At 67.1% G+C, this 18,301-nt stretch carries 16 protein-coding genes; 6 read left to right on the forward strand and 10 right to left on the reverse strand.

From position 1 onward, the window contains the following. Positions 1–45 precede the first annotated feature (45 nt). From Q8K84_RS15085 to Q8K84_RS15100, 4 genes are all read right to left on the reverse strand, one after another. Positions 46–429: a hypothetical protein gene (locus tag Q8K84_RS15085; protein WP_305283536.1), complete on the reverse strand. Its 384-nt coding sequence runs from the start codon at positions 427–429 to the stop codon at positions 46–48. Positions 430–503: 74 nt separating this feature from the next. After that, on the reverse strand, positions 504–1,907 hold the full coding sequence (locus Q8K84_RS15090) for a TolC family protein (protein ID WP_305283537.1): 1,404 nt from the start codon (positions 1,905–1,907) through the stop codon (positions 504–506). Beyond that, complete coding sequence (locus tag Q8K84_RS15095) at positions 1,904–5,107, reverse strand: efflux RND transporter permease subunit (protein WP_305283538.1); 3,204 nt, start codon at positions 5,105–5,107, stop codon at positions 1,904–1,906. Before Q8K84_RS15095 ends, Q8K84_RS15090 begins: the two co-directional genes overlap by 4 nt. Positions 5,108–5,146: 39 nt before the next feature. Further along, complete coding sequence (locus Q8K84_RS15100; RefSeq protein WP_305283539.1) at positions 5,147–6,292, reverse strand: efflux RND transporter periplasmic adaptor subunit; 1,146 nt, start codon at positions 6,290–6,292, stop codon at positions 5,147–5,149. A gap of 123 nt (positions 6,293–6,415) precedes the next feature. Here Q8K84_RS15100 and Q8K84_RS15105 point away from each other — a divergent pair, with 123 nt between their 5' ends. Both Q8K84_RS15105 and Q8K84_RS15110 read left to right on the forward strand, forming a co-directional pair. After that, positions 6,416–6,994, forward strand: a complete 579-nt coding sequence (locus Q8K84_RS15105; RefSeq protein WP_305283540.1) for a TetR/AcrR family transcriptional regulator — start codon at positions 6,416–6,418, stop codon at positions 6,992–6,994. A 135-nt stretch (positions 6,995–7,129) separates the two neighbouring features. Next, positions 7,130–7,504 carry a DUF1622 domain-containing protein gene (locus tag Q8K84_RS15110; protein WP_305283541.1) on the forward strand — a complete coding sequence of 125 codons (375 nt, stop codon included), beginning with the start codon at positions 7,130–7,132 and terminating at the stop codon, positions 7,502–7,504. A gap of 56 nt (positions 7,505–7,560) precedes the next feature. Here Q8K84_RS15110 and Q8K84_RS15115 read toward each other — a convergent pair whose 3' ends face one another. Continuing rightward, a complete protein-coding gene (locus Q8K84_RS15115) occupies positions 7,561–8,433 on the reverse strand; it encodes a TauD/TfdA family dioxygenase (protein WP_305283542.1) in 873 nt (290 codons plus the stop codon). Positions 8,434–8,521: 88 nt separating this feature from the next. On the opposite strand from Q8K84_RS15115, the gene cobS reads away from it, so the two are divergent. Continuing rightward, positions 8,522–9,526 (forward strand): cobaltochelatase subunit CobS, encoded by a 1,005-nt coding sequence (gene cobS, locus Q8K84_RS15120; protein WP_305283543.1) that lies wholly within the window; start codon positions 8,522–8,524, stop codon positions 9,524–9,526. A 79-nt stretch (positions 9,527–9,605) separates the two neighbouring features. Here the strand turns inward: cobS and Q8K84_RS15125 are convergent, their stop codons facing one another. Continuing rightward, positions 9,606–9,917, reverse strand: coding sequence for a hypothetical protein (locus Q8K84_RS15125; protein ID WP_305283544.1), 312 nt, complete (start codon positions 9,915–9,917; stop codon positions 9,606–9,608). A gap of 278 nt (positions 9,918–10,195) precedes the next feature. Between Q8K84_RS15125 and Q8K84_RS15130 the strand changes: the two genes are divergently transcribed. Beyond that, positions 10,196–11,410, forward strand: coding sequence for a DUF3089 domain-containing protein (locus tag Q8K84_RS15130; protein WP_305283545.1), 1,215 nt, complete (start codon positions 10,196–10,198; stop codon positions 11,408–11,410). Positions 11,411–11,502: 92 nt separating this feature from the next. Here the strand turns inward: Q8K84_RS15130 and Q8K84_RS15135 are convergent, their stop codons facing one another. Beyond that, entirely contained in the window at positions 11,503–11,682 is a 180-nt protein-coding gene (locus Q8K84_RS15135; RefSeq protein ID WP_296568703.1) for a DUF1328 domain-containing protein, read from the reverse strand. 127 nt (positions 11,683–11,809) lie between these two features. Between Q8K84_RS15135 and cobT the strand changes: the two genes are divergently transcribed. Continuing rightward, positions 11,810–13,768: a cobaltochelatase subunit CobT gene (gene cobT, locus Q8K84_RS15140; protein ID WP_305283547.1), complete on the forward strand. Its 1,959-nt coding sequence runs from the start codon at positions 11,810–11,812 to the stop codon at positions 13,766–13,768. Then, complete coding sequence (locus tag Q8K84_RS15145) at positions 13,765–14,727, forward strand: esterase-like activity of phytase family protein (RefSeq protein WP_305283548.1); 963 nt, start codon at positions 13,765–13,767, stop codon at positions 14,725–14,727. The genes cobT and Q8K84_RS15145 overlap by 4 nt, the downstream gene beginning before the upstream one ends. Before the next feature lie 87 nt (positions 14,728–14,814). Here Q8K84_RS15145 and rpmB read toward each other — a convergent pair whose 3' ends face one another. The 3 genes from rpmB to Q8K84_RS15160 form a co-directional block, all read right to left on the reverse strand. Then, a complete protein-coding gene (gene rpmB / locus Q8K84_RS15150; RefSeq protein WP_305283549.1) occupies positions 14,815–15,129 on the reverse strand; it encodes a 50S ribosomal protein L28 in 315 nt (104 codons plus the stop codon). A gap of 286 nt (positions 15,130–15,415) precedes the next feature. Next, complete coding sequence (locus Q8K84_RS15155; RefSeq protein WP_305283550.1) at positions 15,416–16,363, reverse strand: alpha/beta fold hydrolase; 948 nt, start codon at positions 16,361–16,363, stop codon at positions 15,416–15,418. A gap of 111 nt (positions 16,364–16,474) precedes the next feature. Then, positions 16,475–18,193 (reverse strand): cation:proton antiporter, encoded by a 1,719-nt coding sequence (locus Q8K84_RS15160; RefSeq protein WP_305283551.1) that lies wholly within the window; start codon positions 18,191–18,193, stop codon positions 16,475–16,477. Positions 18,194–18,301: the final 108 nt, after the last annotated feature.

An 18,301-nucleotide genomic window follows, 5' to 3' on the forward strand; every position in this document is an offset into this window, starting at 1 on the left:
CCCCCCGAAACCGGTCTGGCGCCCAGGTGCTAGGCGCCTGAACGCTCAGGGAGCGAAGCTGGACCGCGCCTTGATGCCCCAATGGCCATCCTCGCAGGTGACCACATAGATGGAATCGAACCCGCCAATGACGCCGCCGTCCTTCCGATAGCGGGTGAACCGGGTGTTGATATGCACCTTGTCGGCCCCTGAATGGATGATCTCACGTGTCTCCCACGCCGAATGGTCCCAGTCCTTGAGGGAGGCGTGGTCAAAGGTCGCCGGCGTCTGATCCCCCTTGTTGATGATCCGCATCGTATTCGACGCCAGGCGGATCGAGGGGAAGTTGAAGGTCTGTTCAAAGGCCTTCATGTCCCGGGCGTTGAAGGCGGTCATGAAGGCGTCGAGGCAGGCCATGGCGGCGGCCTCGGATTGTGCGTTGCGGCTCATCGGCTCCTCCCGTCGGCCTGTGATCGGCCGTCCGGGAGGAGCTTAGACGCCCGCAGGCGGCGATGCGAAGGCGTTCAGGTCGCGTCCTGCGCCCAACCACCGCCCAGAGCCTTGAAGAGGTCGATCTGGGCGTTGGCGACCTGGGCCTGGGACTGCGCAAGCTGCGCGGCAAGTCCCGCCAGGGTGCGTTCGGCGTCGAGGACACCGAGGAAACTGTCGACGCCGGCCTCATAGCGCATTCGCGAGAGACGGGCCGCGCGCTCGCCTTGATCACGGGCCCGCTGGAGCGCGGCCCGGCGATCAAGGGCCTTGGCGTAGACCGTCAGCGCGGTCTCGGTTTCCTGCAGGGCCGTGAGATTGACCTGCTCGAAGCTCGCCAGAGCCCCATCGGCGGCGGCGCCCGCCTGGCGGATGCGCGACCGGGCCGCCAGGATGTTGGGGAAACTCCATGAAATCAGCGGGCCGACACTGAACTGATAGTCGTCTCCCAGGTTCGCGGAGTCGGCGGCCAGGCTGGAGATGCTTCCGCCAAGCGTCACGGTGGGATAGAGGCTGGCCGTGGCCACCCCGATCCGGGCTGTCGCCGCAGCGAGCCTGCGCTCTGCGGCGCGCACATCGGGCCTGCGGGCCAGCAGGGCCGCGCCGTCACCCACCGGTATGGAAGTGGTCACCTCCGGCACGACCTGACAGGCCGCAGCCGCGATCGGCGCCTGGGCCGGCGGACGGCCGGTCAGCACCGCCAGACGAAACAGCGCACTGTCGCGCTGCGCCTCCAGGGGCGGCAGGGTGGCGCGGGTGGATTCCAGTTCGGTCTGGGCGCGGGCGACATCGAGGCCAGCGCCCCGGCCAAGCTCGAACTGCCGTCCGGTCAGGTCGGCGCTCTCCTGCTGCAGGTCCAAGGTTTGTTGGGCGGTCGCGATCTGCAGGTTGGCGGCGCACAGATCGGCATAGGCCCGGGCGGTCTCGGCGGCGACGGTGACGCGGGCGGAGTCCAGAAGGGCCTCAGCTGCTCCGGTGTCGGCGCGGGCGGCCTCCACCGAACGCCGCACGCGACCAAAGAAGTCGACCTCATAGGCCGCCTCAAAGCCCGCCTGGAAGCTGTCGCCCTCCTCAAACCGGCCGGTCATCGGGTTTTGCTGACGCACGCGCGCCGCACCGGCGCTGGTGGTTGTCGACGGCAGGAAGCCGCTCCGCGCCTCCCCCAGGGCCCCGCGGACCTGGGCGAGGTTCGCTGCAGCCACGGCGATGTCGCGGTTGGCGTTCAGGGCCTGGACGACCAGATCATCGAGCAACGGATCATCATAGAGCCGCCACCAGTCATCTTGCGCCTGAGCGTGTGAAAAAGGGCCATCACCGGCGGACACGAAGGGTCCGGTCTCGGCCGCCGCCGGGGGCGGAAGCTGATAGTCGGGGCCGGCCGCGCAGGCCGAGAGAAGCGCCGCGCCGGCGAACAGGGCGGCCAGACGGGTCGGGATCACGGGCGCGCCTCCGGGGCTTGGTAGGTGAGAGCTTCGGGCTCGGGCGTGGGCTCCGGCCCGGTCTTGCGCCCAGGCAGGCGCTCGGCGAGGCGGCGGCAGACCACGTAGAAGACCGGGGTGAAAATCAGGCCGAAGATGGTCACCCCGATCATCCCGAACACCACCGAGGTGCCCAGGGCCTGGCGCATCTCCTGGCCGGGGCCAGAGGCGATGGCGAGCGGCAGCACCCCGAAGATGAAGGCGAAGGAGGTCATCAGGATCGGCCGCAACCGGGTCTTGGCGGCGTGAACCGCCGCATCGAAGCGGTTCATGCCCAGTTGATCCTCGGCCTGCTTGGCGAACTCCACGATCAGGATGGCGTTCTTCGCCGCCATGGCCACCAGGACGATGAGCCCGACCTGGGTGAGGATGTTGTTGTCCATGCCGCGCATCCAGACCCCGAGCATGGCCGCCAGGATGCTGAGCGGCACGATCAGGATGATGGCCAGGGGTAGGGTGAAGGCCTCGTACTGGGCCGCCAGCACCAGGAAGACGAAGACCACAGCCATCGCGAAGACCAGCAGGGTCGTGTCCCCCGCCGCCTGCTCCTGATAGGCGAGTTCGGTCCATTGGAAGCTGACCCCGGCTGGCAGGGTTTCGGCGGCCAGACGCTCCATCTCCATCAGGGCCTCGCCGGACGAGACGCCGGGCGCCGCCCCGCCGAGGACCTCAGCGGAGGGGGCCAGGTTGAACCGCACCACGCGGGCTGGACCGGAGTCATCGCGCAGGGTGGTGATGGAGCCCAGGGGCGCCATGCCTCCCGAAATGGTCCTGACCTTCAGATTGGCGATGTCGGACACTTGGGAGCGACCCGACGGTTCGGCCTGGGCCGTCACCCGGAAGGTCCGGCCCAGCATGTTGAAGTCGTTCACATAGGTGGAGCCCAGATAGGTCCCCAGGGTCTGGAACACCTCCGCCGGCTGGACGCCGAGCAACAGGGCGCGGTCGCGGTCGACATCGGCGGTCACCCGGGGGGCGCCGGTGTTGAACTGGTTGTACACGCCCACGAGCTTGGGGTTCTGGGCCGCGGCGCCGGCAAGCTGGTTGGCCGCCTGCTCAAGAGCCGCATAGCCCACGCCGCCTGTGTCCTGGACCATCATCTTGAAGCCGCCGGCGTTGCCGAGTCCCTCGACCGGCGGGGGCGCCAGGACGAAGATATTGGCCTCTTCGATGGCGCCCATGCGCTGCATGATCATGCCGGCGATGTTCTGGGCGGAGAGTTCGGAGCCCCGCTCGCCCCAGTCGGCGAGGCGGATGAAGATGGTGGCGCTGTTCGACGCCATGCTGAAGCTGGCGCCGTCGAGGCCGACGAAGGCGGCCATGTTCTGCACCCCGTCCACGGCGCCGATCTCGGCCGTGGCCCGCTGCACCACCGCATCGGTGCGTTCCAGCGAGGCGCCCGGAGGAAGCTGCACCACGCCGATCAGCACGCCCTGGTCCTGCTCGGGGATGAAGCCCGTGGGCGTCTCGGTCAGACGCCAGCCGGTGGCGACCAGCAGGACCACGTAGGCGACCAGCATGATGAAGCTCATCCGCACCAGGCGCGCGGTCAGGCGCCCGAAGCGATCGCTGAGCCAGTCGAAGCCCTTGTTGAAGCGGTTAGCCGCGCCGGTCACCGGCGCCATCCAACGGGGACCTTGGGGCGCCTCGTCGTCCCGGTGCGGCTTGAGCAGCAGGGCGGCCAGGGCCGGCGACAGGGTCAGGGACACCAGCAGGGAGATCACCGTCGCCGCGGCGATGGTGACGGCGAACTGGCGGTAGAACATGCCCGGAATGCCCGAGACGAAGGCCGTGGGCACGAACACCGCGACCAGCACCAGGCTGATGGCGACGAGGGCGCCGGAGACCTCCTTCATGGACCTGTGGGCCGCTTCCCGTGGGGAGAGGCCCTCCCGGATGTTCCGTTCGACATTCTCGACCACGACGATGGCGTCATCGACGACGATGCCGACGGCCAGAACCAGGGCGAAGAGGGACAGGGAGTTCAGGGAATAGCCGAGCGCCAGCTGAACGGCGAAGGTGCCGACCAGGGCGATGGGGATGGCCAGGATGGGAATGATCGCCGCGCGCCAGGTGTGCAGGAAGACCACGACCACCAGCACCACCAGCAGAACGGCCTCGATGAGCGTGCTCTGGACGGCCGCCACGGAGGCGGCGACATATTCGGTGGGGTTGTAGGGGATCTGATAGGCCAGTCCGCTGGGGAAACTCGCCTGCATGTCGTCCAGGGCCGCGATGACCCCTTCGGCGGTGGACAGGGCGTTGGACCCGGGCTGCTGCAGGACCGCCATGGCCACGCCGCGCTCACCGGAAAAATAGCCGCGCACCCCGTAGTCCTGGGCCCCGATCTCCACCCGGGCCACATCACGCAGTCGGATGGTGCGCCCCTCGGCGTCCCTTCGAAGGACGATGTCGCCAAAGGCCTCGGGGGTCGACAGACGGCCCTGGACCTCGACGGGCAGCTCACTGGCCACTGAAGGGCCAAAGGGCGGCTGGCCCACCGTGCCGCCGGCCGCCTGAACATTCTGGGCGCGCAGCGCCGCGACGATCTCATTGGGGGTCAGATTGCGTTCGGACGCCTTGCCGGGATCAATCCAGATCCGCATCGAATAGAGGCCGCCGCCGAAGATCTGCACCTCGCCGACCCCTTCGACCCGCAGGAGCCGGTCGCGGACGGTGGAATTGGCGTAGTTGCCCACATAGTCAGCATCGAGGTCGCCGTCGGCCGCGGTCAGCCCGACCACCATCAGGAAGCCGGTGGACTGCTTGTTGACGACGACGCCCACCTGCCTAACCTGCTCGGGCAGTCGGGGTTCGGCCAGACTCACCCGGTTCTGAACCAGCACCTGGGCCGAATCCAGGTCCGTGCCGGGCTGGAAGGTGACCGTGATCTGGACCGTCCCGTTGGACGAGGACGAGGTCATGTAGATCATGTCCTCGACGCCATTGATCTCCTGTTCCAACGGCGCGGCGACCGTCTCGGCCAGGGTCTCAGCCGAGGCGCCGGGATAGCTGGCGATCACCGCCACGGTCGGTGGGGCGATATCCGGGTACTGGGACAGGGCCAGCATGGGATAGGCGAAGATGCCAATGAGGGTGATGAACACCGACAGCACCCCGGCGAAGATCGGGCGCTCGATGAAAAAGTGCGACAGACGCATGGCGTGCGGTCCCGGAAATGCGGTCGGAAAGAGGGGCGATCAGTTCGCGGGGCTGGCCGAAGCCGCCGGGGCGGAGGTCAGGCGGGGCTGATCAGTCCCGCTGACATCCTGCCGTGCGATCTTGCCGGGGGTCACCTCGACCTTCTGGCCGGGCATGGCGCGCTGCTGACCTCCAACGACCACCTGGTCGTCAGGCCGCAGGCCGGTACGCACGACCCGCAGGCCGTCGCTGGCTGGGCCAAGCTCCAGGGCCTTGACCTGGACCGTCCCCTCGGCGTCGACCACATAGGCCACCCGGCGCACCCCATCGGTGATGATGGCGGTCTCGGGGATCAACAGCGCTGGGTAGGCGTCCGCCCCGACCATCCGCCCCTGGCCGAACATGCCAGGCTTCAGGAAGCCGTTGGGATTGGCGATGGTGGCCCGCAGGCGCACGGCGCCGGTGTCCCGGTCCACCAGGGTGTCGACAAAGTCCAGTCGACCCGTCCAGCGGCGCTCGGTCTCGTCCTGCAGACGCACCTGCACCTGAGCCCCCTGGCGCTGTTCCACCTGACGCTGGTATTTCAACAGCTGAGCTTCGGAGGCGTCGAAGGCGAAGTGGATCGGGCTGATCGAGACGATAGTGGTGAGGATGTCGCCCGAAGAGGCGCCGCCGCTAACCACATTGCCGGCGTCCACCTGGCGTTGGGACACCACGCCCGACACCGGCGCGGTGACCCGGGTGAACTCCATGTCAAGCCGGCGGGCCCGGAGGGTCGCCTCGGCGACCTGGGCCTGAGCCCGGCGGCTGTCGAACTCTTCCTGCGAGATGGCCTGAGCCTCCAGCAACCCTTCTGCGCGGTTGAGGTCAGCGCGGGCCAGGTCGGCCTGGGCCTGGGCTGCGGCCAGCGCGGCCTGCGCCGGACGCGGGTCCAGGGTGAACAACAGCTGGCCCTTACGGACGGTCTGACCGTCGGTGAAATGGACACCCTGAAGATAGCCGCCCACCCGGGCGCGGACCTCGACGCGTTCCGGCGCCTCGAAGCGACCGGTGAAGTCGTCCCAATCGACGACCTCCTCCTGCAACGGAACGGCCACCGACACCGTTGGCGTCGGCATCCCCTGTCCCGGGTTTGCGTCCCCGCCGCAGGCGGCCAGACCAAAAATACTCACTGCGCACACCGCAGTCACAAAGAGTCGTCGCATGCCCTATCCCCGAGGCTAGCGCGCCCGGTGGCGAGACCGAGCCATGTCATCAGTTGGTGACTTCTAGGTGGGGAAGCGCTTCTATGTCCACAAGTGTTGACAAAAAAAACTGGAGGACCGCCCTTGAGCCCGCCCCTATCGCCTGTTCGGACCCGCAACGCTGCGGCGACGCGGACCGCCATCCTGGAGGCTGCCCGGCGTCGCTTCGCTCATGAGGGCTATGACCAGACCGGCCTGCGGGACATTGCGGGCGATGCTGGGGTCGATGCCGCGCTGATCTCACGCTACTTCGGCGGCAAGGACGAGCTGTTCGCCGAAGTCCTCGCCTGCAGCCCGAATATCGCCGAATTTCTTGAAGGAGACCGCGAGGGCTTCGGAGAACGGGTGGCTCAGGTCCTCGCCGTTGAGCCGATGCGGGAGGAGAAGTTCGAGCTCTTCCTCATCATGCTGCGCTCGGTGTCTTCGCCCAAGGCGGCCGAGACAATCCGCATCCACTCACAACAGGCCTTCTTTCAGCCCCTCCAGGACTGGTTGGGGGACAAGGACGCCGCTGTTCGCGCACGGCTCCTGTCCTGCGTCATGATGGGCGCCACCATGAACCGCATGATCCATGAGGACTTTCTCCTGGACGACCAGCAGCGGCGAGAGCTTTGCGCGGGTCTCGCCCGCACCCTCGACCACTATGTGAGCGGCGAGATCTGAGGGGGACCAGCCTTTGCCTGGACTTCGTCTACCTGAGGCGCCGCCTCTCGGCCCTACGGGCTGGTCTGCAAGCCGCATGGGGGAACAGGGGCGTACGGTCATCCGCTAGAGGAGATCAGCTCCAGGGAGCCCTCCATGTCGTCGGATATCCACAGCCTGGTCGTCATCGCCGCGGCCGCGCTCCAGGTCTTCTCCATCATCGTTCTGGTCACTGCGGTCTTCGCCGCCAGCGGGCTTTTTGTCACCCAGGGGGTCAAGGGTCACGACTGGCGCGACGCCTTCGATCACTACCGCGCCAATCTTGGCCGAGGGATTCTCCTGGGACTCGAGCTTCTGGTCGTGGCCGACATTATCGCCACAGTCGTCGAGCCCTTGAGCTTTGAACGGGTTGGCCCCCTGGCGGCCATCGTGCTGATCCGGACCTTCCTCAGCTTCGCCCTGGAAACCGAGATCCAGGGCCGCTGGCCCTGGCGGCGCGCCGAGGCGGAGACCAATCGGAAACGCCGCTAGAGCGCGTTCCCTAGAGGCGAAGCCCGGCTTGAAGGTCAGAACGCGCGCCAACTGCTCTAGACCGGAACCTCACCGGCCACCGTCGTCCGGTGCATGACCCGCAGGTGGCCGTCATAGCCGCCCTCGGCCAGGTGAACCGTGCGGCGGTTGTCCCAGATCAACAGGGTGTCCCGGGCCCAGCGATGGCGGAAAATGAATTCAGGCTGGGTCATGTGGCCAAACAGAAAGCCGAGGATCGCCTGGCTTTCGGCTGGCGTCATGCCTTCAATCCCCAGGGTGTAGACCGGGCTGACGAACAGGGCCTTCTCCCCCGTCACCGGATGGGTGCGCACCAGCGGATGGGTGTGGGTCTTGTCGGCTTCCTCAGAGACGATGATCTGCATCGTCCGCTGCTCGGTCTCCCGGGCGAAGACGCCCTTCGTCCCATAGGCGCGGCCAGCGCTGTGAATGGCCCGCAGGGGCGCCAGCATCTCCTGCATGACCGACGACAGGGCGCGATAGGCGCCGGCGCAGTCGGCGAACAAGGTGTCTCCGCCCACCGGCGGGATCACCTGACCATGCAGCAGGGTGGCGGCCGGGGGCGCGGGCTGAAAGCTCCAGTCGGAATGCCAGCCGGCGCCGAAATTGGTCGCCTTTTCATCGGGCTCACGCCGCAGCTCCAGCACATTGGGCCTGCCGGGCATGGGGGCGATGAAGGGATCGACGCCAAAGGGACCAAACTGCAGAGTCACCGCCTCAAGCTGGTCAAGGCTGAGCGGCTGGCCTGGAAAGCTCAGCACCCCATGGTCGGCCCAGGCCTGGCGAACCGCGTCCATGGTCGCCTCATTCAGGGGTGAGGTCAGGTCCAGGCCGGTGACGACGGCGCCGAATCCCGAAGCGGTCGGCTCCACCTGGAGCTTCGAATTGTTCGTATGAACCCTGTCCAACATGGCGCCGGCGTCTCCTGATTGTTTTTGATCGGCAGCCTATGAAACACACGTTTGCTTTGCGGACGTAACCCTGTATGCGAACCTCGTCATGAGCACGATTTCCCAGACCCACGACGATGACCTGCTGACCCTTGTCCCCGACAAGAAGGTCTCCGTACGCGAGACTTTCGGCGTCGACATGGACATGACCGTGCCGGCCTTCTCGCACCGCGACAGCCATGTCCCGGAGATCGACGACACCTACCGGTTCGATCCTGAGACCACCAAGGCGATCTGCGCAGGCTTCGCCTATGACCGCCGGGTGATGATCCAAGGCTACCATGGCACGGGCAAGTCGACCCATATCGAGCAGGTCGCCGCCCGCCTCAACTGGCCGCTGATCCGGGTCAACCTCGACAGCCATGTCAGCCGCATCGACCTGGTCGGCAAGGACGCCATCGTCCTGAAGGAAGGCAAGCAGGTCACCGAATTCCGCGAAGGCATCCTGCCCTGGTCGCTGCAGCGTCCGATCGCCCTGGTGTTCGACGAATATGACGCCGGCCGGCCTGACGTGATGTTCGTTATCCAGCGCATCCTGGAAGCCCAGGGCAAGCTGACCCTGCTCGACCAGAACCGCGTGATCCGCCCCAATCCCTATTTCCGCCTGTTCGCCACCACCAACACCATTGGTCTCGGGGACACGACGGGCCTCTATCACGGCACCCAGCAGATCAATCAGGGCCAGATGGATCGCTGGTCCATCGTCACCACGCTCAACTATCTCGACCACGACGCCGAAGCCGAGATCGTGCTGGCCAAGTCGCCCAACTATGACACCGCCGAAGGCCGCCGGACGATCAACGCCATGGTCCGGGTCGCCGACATGACCCGCAACGCCTTCATGAACGGCGACATCTCCACGGTCATGAGCCCGCGGACGGTGATCACCTGGGCGCAGAACACCGAGATCTTCGGCGGCGACGTGGCGCTCGCCTTCCGCATGACCTTCCTGAACAAATGCGACGAGCTGGAGCGCGGCACCGTCGCCGAATTCTTCCAGCGCGCCTTCGGCCAGGACCTGCCCGAAAGCACGGCCCGGGTGCGGGTGGCCTAGCAGCCCCTCCCCTTGCAGACATGGAAACGGCGGCCTTTGCGGGCCGCCGTTTTTCGTTTCAGAAGCGCTCAGCGTGGGTTTAGCGGCCCAGCATGGCGCTGAGCTTGGCCCCTTCCACCTCGCTGATGCAGCGCGGGGCCGACCAGTCGTCGGTCGCGCCGGTCAGCGCCTGCTCGGCGGTGACAAACTTCACCTCCCCGTGCTCCCGGGCGAAGGCGCGGCGGGTCAGCTCGGAGCGGTCGCAGACATAGACCACCCGCTCAGCCTTGCCATTGACGGCCTCCCGGGCGGCGGCGTCCCGCGCCGCGTCCTGGGCGTGGGTCGGCTGGGCCGCCTGGACGGATCCGGCGAACAGGGCTGCGGCGGCCGCGGCCAGAACAAGAACTCTCATGGTTTCCTCCACTTATCGCGGGACTTACGCCTCGACTTGAGGAAAGGCTCTCACGGGTTTGGCCGCTTGTGAAGGATTTATGACGTTGCAATGTCGCATTTGCGACAACTGGCCGCCACCGTCCGCAAACGTGGCCCGCGCGTCGAGTCTTGATCTCTATACAGATGTATTTCTAGGTCTGGCCCTGGCGAACACCCCAGCCTGGGCTCTGGACCTGCGAGGCGCCCTGGGCGATGGTCCGGCCCATTAATGCAAACCAATTTGCGCGTGGGGAAAACATGTCCAGGAAGATGCTCGCCGTATTGACGGCGACGACGGGGGCGCTGGCCCTGGCCGCCGGGGTCTGGCAGGCCCAAGCCCAGCCTCAGGCCCAGCCTCAGGGCTCCGTGCTCGCCAAGAACGACTATGCCGACAAGGCCAGCTGGCTCTGCTGGCCCGGCCGCGACGACGCCTGCGCCGGCGACAACACCACCACGGTGATCCAGGCTGATGGCGCGGCCTCGGTGGAGACCTGGGCGGTCGACGCCAAGGCGCCGGTGGACTGCTTCTATGTCTATCCGACGGTATCCAACGATCCGGGCGTGCTGAGCGACATGACCGCCAACGCCGAGGAGCGCCGCGTCGTCGAGCAACAGCTCGCCCGCCTGGGCGCCAAGTGCCGGGTCTATGCGCCCCTCTATCGCCAGTTCACCCTGACCGCCCTGCGCGCCCTGGTGACCGGCGGCGCTCTACCCGCAGGCGGCCCCCGCCCTAACACCGGTTATCTCGACGTTGTGGACGCCTGGAACCACTACCTGGCCCATGAGAACGACGGTCGCGGCGTCGTCCTGATCGGCCACAGCCAGGGCGCGGGCATCCTGACCCAGCTGATCGCCAACGAGATTGACGGCAAGCCCGTCCAGGACAAGTTGGTTTCGGCCTTCCTGATCGGGACCAATCTTCCGGTGGACAAGGGCGGCAAGACGGGGACCTTCAAGTCGATCCCCCTTTGTGAAGCCGCCGACCAGACCGGCTGCGCTGTGGCCTATGTCAGCTTCCGCGCCGAGGCCCCGCCCCCGGCCAATTCCCGGTTCGGCGTCGCTCCGGCTCAGGCCACGAACATGGAAGCCGCCTGCGTGAACCCGGCCGCCCTGGCCGGAGGCAAGGCCGACCTGCACGCCTATCTGGCCAGTTCCGGCAACCTGCTGGGCTCATCGGAGGAACCCCAGCCCTGGGTCAAGGACGGGCCGGCGATCACAACGCCCTTCGTCTCGGTCCCGGGCCTGCTCAGCGGTGAATGCGTTCGTCAGGACGGCTTCCACTATCTGGCCGTCACCGTGAACGCCGACCCGGCCGATCCGCGCACGGACACCATAGCCGGCGATGTGATCCAGAACGGCGTGATCGCCAAGGATTGGGGCCTTCACCTGATCGATGTGAATCTGGCCATGGGCGACATCGCCAGCCTGGTGGACTCCCAGGGCGCGGCCTGGCTCGCCAGCCGCCAGCCCTGAACGCCAATCCAGGACACATGAAAACGGCCGCCGCTCAGGTTTGAGCGGCGGCCGTCGTCGTTTCGTCTGCGTATCGCGTCTATGCGGCGGCGCTAGCCGCCGGTGATCTTCTTGCCGGCCATGACCCCCAGAACCAGGAAGATCACGAAGCCGATGAGGAAGATGAAGAACAGGATCTTGGCGATGCCTGCGGCTGCGCCAGCGATGCCGCCGAAGCCAAGGGCGCCGGCCACAAGGGCGATCAGCGCAAAAATCAGTGCCCATTTCAGCATGGGGTCGCCTCCAGAACAGCCAGGTGTGTGCCCATGAGAACGCGGCGCCCTGAACACCGTTCCGAAGCGTGGCCTTAGAATATCTTCCCCTTCCCCCCGGGCCTTGCGGCGCCTTATCTAGAAGGTGATGGCCAAGTCCCCCCCCGAAAGCCCCGTCGAGCCGTTCAAGCGCGCCCTGGCGAACGCCGCCCGCTCGCTGGCTGAGTCCCCCGACCTCGAGATCGTCTTTTCTGGCGAAGGTCCCCAGCTACAGGGCAACCGCGCGATCCTGCCCCACCCGCCGCGGGACCTGGGCCCGGAAGACGCCGCGCGCATGCGGGGCATCGCCGACCAGATGGCCCTGAGGCTGGCCCACCATGACGCCGCCGCCCACGCCAAGGGCCGACCGCAGTCGGCCGAGGGCGGACCCATCTATGACGCCATCGAGCAGGCCAGGACCCAGGCCATCGGCGCCAACGCCCTCGGCGGCGTGCGGGAGAACCTGCGCGCGGCCCTGGACCAGACGTGGGCGAAGAAGCCGTTCAATCCGATCGAGGCCCAGGCCAATCCGCCCATGGACGAGATCGTCTCGCTGATGGTGCGCGAGCGCCTGACCGGCGAGGCGCCGCCGCCAGCGGCCCGGCCGCTGGTGGATCTATTCCGCGCCGAGATCGAGGCCAAGGCGGGGCCCGACCTCGACAAGCTGGCCGCCAGCCTCCAGGACCAGAAGGCCTTCGGCAAGGTGGCCAAGGCCATCCTGCGCGACCTGTCCATGGGCGATGACCTGTCGGATGCGCCAGAGCAGCCGGACGAGGACGAGGAGGGCGGCGAGGACGCGGAGTCGGAATCGGCCGAGGACCAGGACGGCGGCGAAGGCGAGGATCAGTCCCCGCAGCAGACCGCCATGGACGACAGCGAGGCGACCCATCGCGAAAGCGAAGAGACCGACAGCCAGATGATGTCGGCCGAGGACGACCCCGACGCCGAGGACACCGACGAACAGCCGGATATGGGCGAAGGCGAGCAGCCCTCCCGTCCCGACCCGCGGGCCGATGCTCGCATCCCCACCTACAAGGTGTTCTCCAGCGCCCATGACGAGATCGTCGCGGCCGAAGAGTTGTGCGAAGCCGAAGAGCTGGGACGCCTGCGGGCCTATCTGGATCAGCAGCTGGCCAGCCTGTCCACCGTCGTCTCCCGCCTGGCCAACAAGCTGCAACGCAAGCTGATGGCCCAGCAGAACCGCACCTGGTCCTTCGACCTGGAGGAGGGGATTCTGGACGTCGCCCGGCTGACCCGGGTGATCATTGATCCCACGGCGCCGCTCTCCTTCAAGGAAGAGAAGGACACCGAGTTCCGCGACACCGTGGTCACCATCCTGATCGACAATTCCGGCTCCATGCGCGGACGCCCGATCATGGTCGCCGCCGTCTGCGCCGACATCCTGGCCCGCACCCTCGAGCGGTGCGGCGTCAAGACGGAGATCCTGGGCTTCACCACCCGGGCGTGGAAGGGCGGGACAAGCCGTGAGGACTGGCTGAAGGCCGGCAAGCCGCCCCAGCCTGGCCGGCTGAATGACCTGCGCCACATCGTCTACAAGGCCGCCGACGCTCCCTGGCGCCGGGCGCGGCGCAATCTCGGCCTGATGATGCGCGAGGGCCTGCTGAAGGAGAATATCGACGGGGAGGCCCTGATGTGGGCGCACCAGCGCCTGATGGGCCGGCCTGAGCAGCGCCGCATCCTGATGGTGATCTCCGACGGCGCGCCGGTGGACGATTCGACCCTCTCGGTGAACTCCGGCCACTATCTCGAACGCCACCTGCGCGAGGTCATCGAGGAGATCGAGACCAAGAGCCCCGTGCAGCTGATCGCCATCGGCATCGGCCACGATGTCACCCGCTACTACCGCCGCGCCGTGACCATCGTCGATGTGGAGCAGCTGGCCGGGGTGATTGTCGATCAGCTGGCCGAGCTGTTCGACGAGGAGATCCGCAAGGCCACCCGCGCCACCTCGACCCTGTTGCAACCGCCTCCCAGCACCCAGGGCCCATCGGGTCCAGGCGTCGGCCGAGGTTCGACCTTCAAGGAAGTCCGGAGAGCTCTGGCATGATCCCCCTGCCCCGTCTTGGCGTCCTGATCGCCCTGGCGGGGCTCGCCGCCTGCGCCCCCGCCCCCAGCGCCCTGCCCGCCGCGCCGGTGGCCGCCGGGTCCTCGATCGCGGTCCAGACAGTCCCTGTCGCCTTGAACCCCGAGGCGCCCGATCAGGCGGCCATCGGCGGCTTCGTCTACGCCGGGGGGCTCCAGCTGTCATCCTCGGACACCTCACGCTTCCACGGCCTGTCCGACCTGGCGGTGACGGCGCAGGGTCGCCTGACAGCCATCAGCGACGAGGGCGACCTGATCGAGGGTCAGCTGGTCTTCGAAGATGATCGTCTGGCGGGGTTCACGGCGGTGACGCTGCAGCCCCTCAGCGGCCTGGACGGACAGCCCCTGCCCAATAAGGCGATGTCAGACGCCGAAGGTCTGGCGATCCTTGAAAGCGGCGACCGTCTGGTGAGTTTCGAGCGCCAGTCCCGGATCTGGCTCTATCCGGCCGACGGCGGCGCGCCGCGACCTGTCCCTGCGCCGGAGGCGGACTTCCCGCTCAATGGCGGACTGGAGGCCCTGACCGCCGATCCCGAGCGCGGAGCCGACGCCTATGTGGCCGGCGGTGAGGAGTCGGGTCAGACCTGGCTGTGCCGCCTGGCCATGGCCTGCGTCGAGGGGCCCAAGGTCGCCAAGGGCCCGGAGTTCGGCCTCGTGGCCCTGCGCCGCCTGCCCGGAGACCAGACCGCCTATCTGCTGCGGGCCTGGGACCCCCTGCGGGGCAACCGGATCGTGCTGTCGATCATGGCCCAGGGCGGCGAGGTCGCACGAATGGAGATGGCCCGGCCGCTGACCGTGGACAATTTCGAAGGCGTGGACTTCGTCCCCAGGCCGGACGGCGGCTACCGCATCTACATCCTGTCAGACGATAACTTCAGCGCCAGTCAGCGCACGCTTCTGCTGGCCTTCGACTGGACGCCCTGAGGGCCTCAGGCCGGCGCAAGGCGAACCCACGAAAAAGGCCGGCCCCGAAGGACCGGCCTTTTCAACCTCTTCACCAGACTGGCGCCCTTAGGCGGCGGTCTTGGCTTCGGCGGTCTTGGTCTCGGCCAGCTTGGCCTTGAGTTGACGCTTGATCTTCAGCGCGCGCGGCGAGAGTTGCTCGTCACGGGCCTTGACCAGAAAAATGTCCAGACCACCCCGGAAGTCGAGGGTGCGCAGGGCCGCATTGCTGATGCGCAGTCGGAAGGACTGGCCCAGGGCGTCGGACTGCAGCGTGGCCGGAGACAAGGCCGGCAGGAACCGGCGCTTGGTCTTGATATTCGAGTGACTGACATTGTGCCCGACCATCGGACCAACGCCAGTGAGTTCGCAACGGCGCGACATGGTGTTCAACCTTCGCGTGGAAACCAAAAAGCGCGGAACCGGTCCGCACAAGAGAGCGGGCGATATAGGCGAAAGCCGCCCATGCCGTCAAGGCGCAGCGACAGGTAAGCTGCTGGTGCGTCGCTTTCCCTGGCGGGCGTGTCGCAAGAAGCGCCGCCAAATGGGCTGGGCCCTTCCGACTTGTGTCCAAAAGCTGCGCAACTACAATATCTTGTAGGGAACAAAGGCTGAATCGGGCGCTGTCGCTGATTCGGTCATGGTTTGTTTTGCCCGCGTTCCCGCCCGCTCAGGGGGCCGGCGGCAGACCGGTCAGGAAGGTTCGCAGATCCTGGACCGTGCGGTCCGGCAACTGCTCCATCGGCACATGGCCCCCGTCAGCATAGGTGATCAGGCGCGATCCTGGAACGCCCTGGGCGAATCCAGCGCCGCGGGCGGCGGGAATCACCTGATCGAGCGCGCCGACCATCACCAGGGTTGGAGCCGTGATGGCGGCGAAAGTCTCCGGAGTCACCGGATCGGCGCTGCGGCGGCGGGGATCGGTCAGGATCGCCCTGTGGCCCGGCGCCCGGGCGAGCTCCACATAGCGGTCAATGAGCGCCGGGGTGACGAGGGCCTCGTCGCCATAGGCCTGGCGCAGGCCGCGGCCGGCCAGGGGCCGCGGATCGAGGTTGCGCAGCACCATTCGCCCGGCGGGGTTCTCCAGCAGTTTGAACACCAGGGGACGGCTGTCGCCCTCACCTTCTGTCGCCTCCGGCCAGCCGGCGGCGTTGACCAGGACGAGGCCTCGCACCTTTTGCGGATGGGCCAGGGCATAGCGCCAGGCGACCCCGCCGCCCATGGAGTTGCCCGCCAGAACGAAGGGCGGGAGGCCAAGCCGCGTGGCGACCGCGTCGACCACCGCCACCTGGCCCTCCGGGCTCGACTGATAGCCATCCGGCGCGCGGGTCAGACCGTGGCCGGGCAGGTCCAGGCTGACCAGCCGATAATCCCCTTCCAGCCTCTCCACCCAGGGCTCCCAGGCGTGCAGCGAGGCGGCGAAGCCATGGACCATCACCAGGGTGATCTCCGCCTCGGGGTTCCCCTCGTCGCGGTAATGAACCCGAAGGTCCCCAGGCAGGTCCATGTAGCGCGAGGCCTCGCTCCCATAGCGAGCCTCAAGTTCGGCATAGGGGATGTCGCCGGCCACACAGGCCGAGAGACAGAGCCCAGCCAGCCCAAGCATCACAACGCGCATGGATCGCAACACAGTCCCGCCCCCTCGTTTCAACGCCCATGGGCGCCAGCCCGCAGACCGTCCGGCAAGACCCGTGTTCGGTCAATCATGCCTCAGGGGAAGTCCGCGACGTCAGCGTCGTCGAGGCGCGCCAGACTCGCCAGGGTCGCCGGGGGAACGGAAGGCTTCGATGGCGGCGATGCCGTGCGATGCGGCGTCAGCAAAGGGCGTCAGGACCAGGTCTGCACCGGCCGTCAGCAGCAGGTCGACCTCTTCAGGGCGGTTGGACGTCAGGGCGACCTGCCCTTCGAAGCCTCGCTCCCGCAGATGCTGCATCAGGACGATGCGCCCGTCGGCATGATTCACCCCGTCAGCCTCGATCCGCACCGTGGCGACGACCCAGTTCACCCCCGAGAGCGGCAGGCCGCCCAGGAATTCCGGATCGGAGAGATCACCGAACACGCCATCATAGCCGTCGTCACGCCAGGCGCGGACCGAAGCAGGGCTGATATCCACACCCAGAACCTCATAGCCAGCCTCGGCCAGGCCCCGCCCCAGGGCGCCTCCGTAGCGCCCAAGCCCGAACAGGACCACGTCATAGCCGCCGCCCGCCTCCTCCGTCTCCGCCTGGGCATGCCGCGGATCGGGTCGCCGCATCCGCCCTACCAGGGCCAGAGCCGGCTCGCAGATCCGGTAGAGCTGATGGGAGTAGGTGATCATATAGGTCGAGGCGGCGATCGTGATCAGCCCGACAAGGGTCACCAGCGCCAGGGCGTCATTGGTCACATGGCCGATCGTCACACCCATGGCCATGAAGATCAGGGAGAACTCGCTGATCTGGGCCACCGTCAGCCCTGCGAGGAAGCCCGTACGCTGGTGGTAGCCCAGCACCGCCATGATCAGGATTACGATCAGGGGATTGCCGATCAGCACGAAGAGCGACAGGACCACGGCGCCGAAACCGTTCGCGCCAAGCCCGCCGAGATCCAGGCTCGACCCCAGGGCGATAAAGAAGAACAGCAGCAGGAAGTCTCGCAGAGGCGCCAGCCTGGCCGAAATCGAGTCCCGGAACGGGGTCGAGGCCAGGGCCACGCCGGCCAGCAGTCCGCCCAGCTCCTTGCCAAATCCCAGCCCTTCTCCGAGCGCCGCGAAGGCCGCCGCCAGGGCGATGGCGAATCCGATCAGCAACTCGGGCGACCGCGCCAGCCGCTCGGTGAGGCGGTCGGCCAGGAACCGCGCAAACAGGATGACGAGGCCCAGCATGGCCGCGCCTGCAGCGAAGACCCTCAATACATCGGCGGCGCTGGCGTCCTCCGCCGCCCCAACCCCGACGGCTGAGAGCACGATCATCGCCAGGACGACGACGATGTCCTGGACGATCAGGAAGCCCAGGGCGATCCGTCCGTGCAGGGTCTCCAGCTCGCGTTTGTCCGACAGCAGTTTGACGATGATGATCGTGCTGGAGAAGGTCAGCGCCACGGCCACATAGAGGCTGGTCGTGACGTCCAGTCCCAGGCCGAGGCCAATCAGAAATCCGAAGCCCGAGGTGAACAACACCTGGCCGAGCCCGGTCGCCAGCGCCACCGGACCCAGGTTTCGCACCAGCTTCACGTCGAGCTTGATGCCCACCAGAAAGAGCAGCACAGCGATGCCGAGTTCGGCCAGCAGGTCGATTGCTTCCGAAGAGCGGGCCACGTCCAGCACCGAGGGCCCGGCGATGATGCCCACGGCGATGAAGCTGACGATCAAAGGCTGCCGCAGAAGAAGGCCCACTGAGCCAACCCCGGCGGCCAGGACGAGGAGGGCGGCGACCTCATTGAACACCGAGGCCGCGATCCACTCGTTCAGCATTCAGCCTCTCCAGAAACAGAACCTCGGGCGGCGGCGCACCGCTCCAAACCAAGCCATGACCCCAAAAAAAGTCGTGCGGCGCGGGACCTGGCAAGCCTGAGCATGGCA

Origin of the sequence: Phenylobacterium sp., assembly GCF_030679875.1 — a bacterium.
In the GTDB taxonomy this organism is placed as follows: Bacteria; Pseudomonadota; Alphaproteobacteria; order Caulobacterales; family Caulobacteraceae; genus Phenylobacterium.

Excerpts from the sequence above, each read along its gene's own strand:
- Q8K84_RS15160 (WP_305283551.1), bottom strand. The coding sequence starts at position 18,193 with ATGCTGAACGAGTGGATCGCGGCCTCGGTGTTCAATGAGGTCGCCGCC.
- Q8K84_RS15100 (WP_305283539.1), bottom strand. The coding sequence starts at position 6,292 with ATGCGACGACTCTTTGTGACTGCGGTGTGCGCAGTGAGTATTTTTGGT.
- cobS (WP_305283543.1), top strand. The coding sequence starts at position 8,522 with ATGAGCACGATTTCCCAGACCCACGACGATGACCTGCTGACCCTTGTC.
- Q8K84_RS15145 (WP_305283548.1), top strand. The coding sequence starts at position 13,765 with ATGATCCCCCTGCCCCGTCTTGGCGTCCTGATCGCCCTGGCGGGGCTC.
- cobT (WP_305283547.1), top strand. The coding sequence starts at position 11,810 with ATGGCCAAGTCCCCCCCCGAAAGCCCCGTCGAGCCGTTCAAGCGCGCC.
- Q8K84_RS15085 (WP_305283536.1), bottom strand. The coding sequence starts at position 429 with ATGAGCCGCAACGCACAATCCGAGGCCGCCGCCATGGCCTGCCTCGAC.
- Q8K84_RS15125 (WP_305283544.1), bottom strand. The coding sequence starts at position 9,917 with ATGAGAGTTCTTGTTCTGGCCGCGGCCGCCGCAGCCCTGTTCGCCGGA.
- Q8K84_RS15095 (WP_305283538.1), bottom strand. The coding sequence starts at position 5,107 with ATGCGTCTGTCGCACTTTTTCATCGAGCGCCCGATCTTCGCCGGGGTG.
- Q8K84_RS15135 (WP_296568703.1), bottom strand. The coding sequence starts at position 11,682 with ATGCTGAAATGGGCACTGATTTTTGCGCTGATCGCCCTTGTGGCCGGC.
- Q8K84_RS15155 (WP_305283550.1), bottom strand. The coding sequence starts at position 16,363 with ATGCGCGTTGTGATGCTTGGGCTGGCTGGGCTCTGTCTCTCGGCCTGT.
- Q8K84_RS15130 (WP_305283545.1), top strand. The coding sequence starts at position 10,196 with ATGTCCAGGAAGATGCTCGCCGTATTGACGGCGACGACGGGGGCGCTG.
- rpmB (WP_305283549.1), bottom strand. The coding sequence starts at position 15,129 with ATGTCGCGCCGTTGCGAACTCACTGGCGTTGGTCCGATGGTCGGGCAC.
- Q8K84_RS15110 (WP_305283541.1), top strand. The coding sequence starts at position 7,130 with ATGTCGTCGGATATCCACAGCCTGGTCGTCATCGCCGCGGCCGCGCTC.
- Q8K84_RS15115 (WP_305283542.1), bottom strand. The coding sequence starts at position 8,433 with ATGTTGGACAGGGTTCATACGAACAATTCGAAGCTCCAGGTGGAGCCG.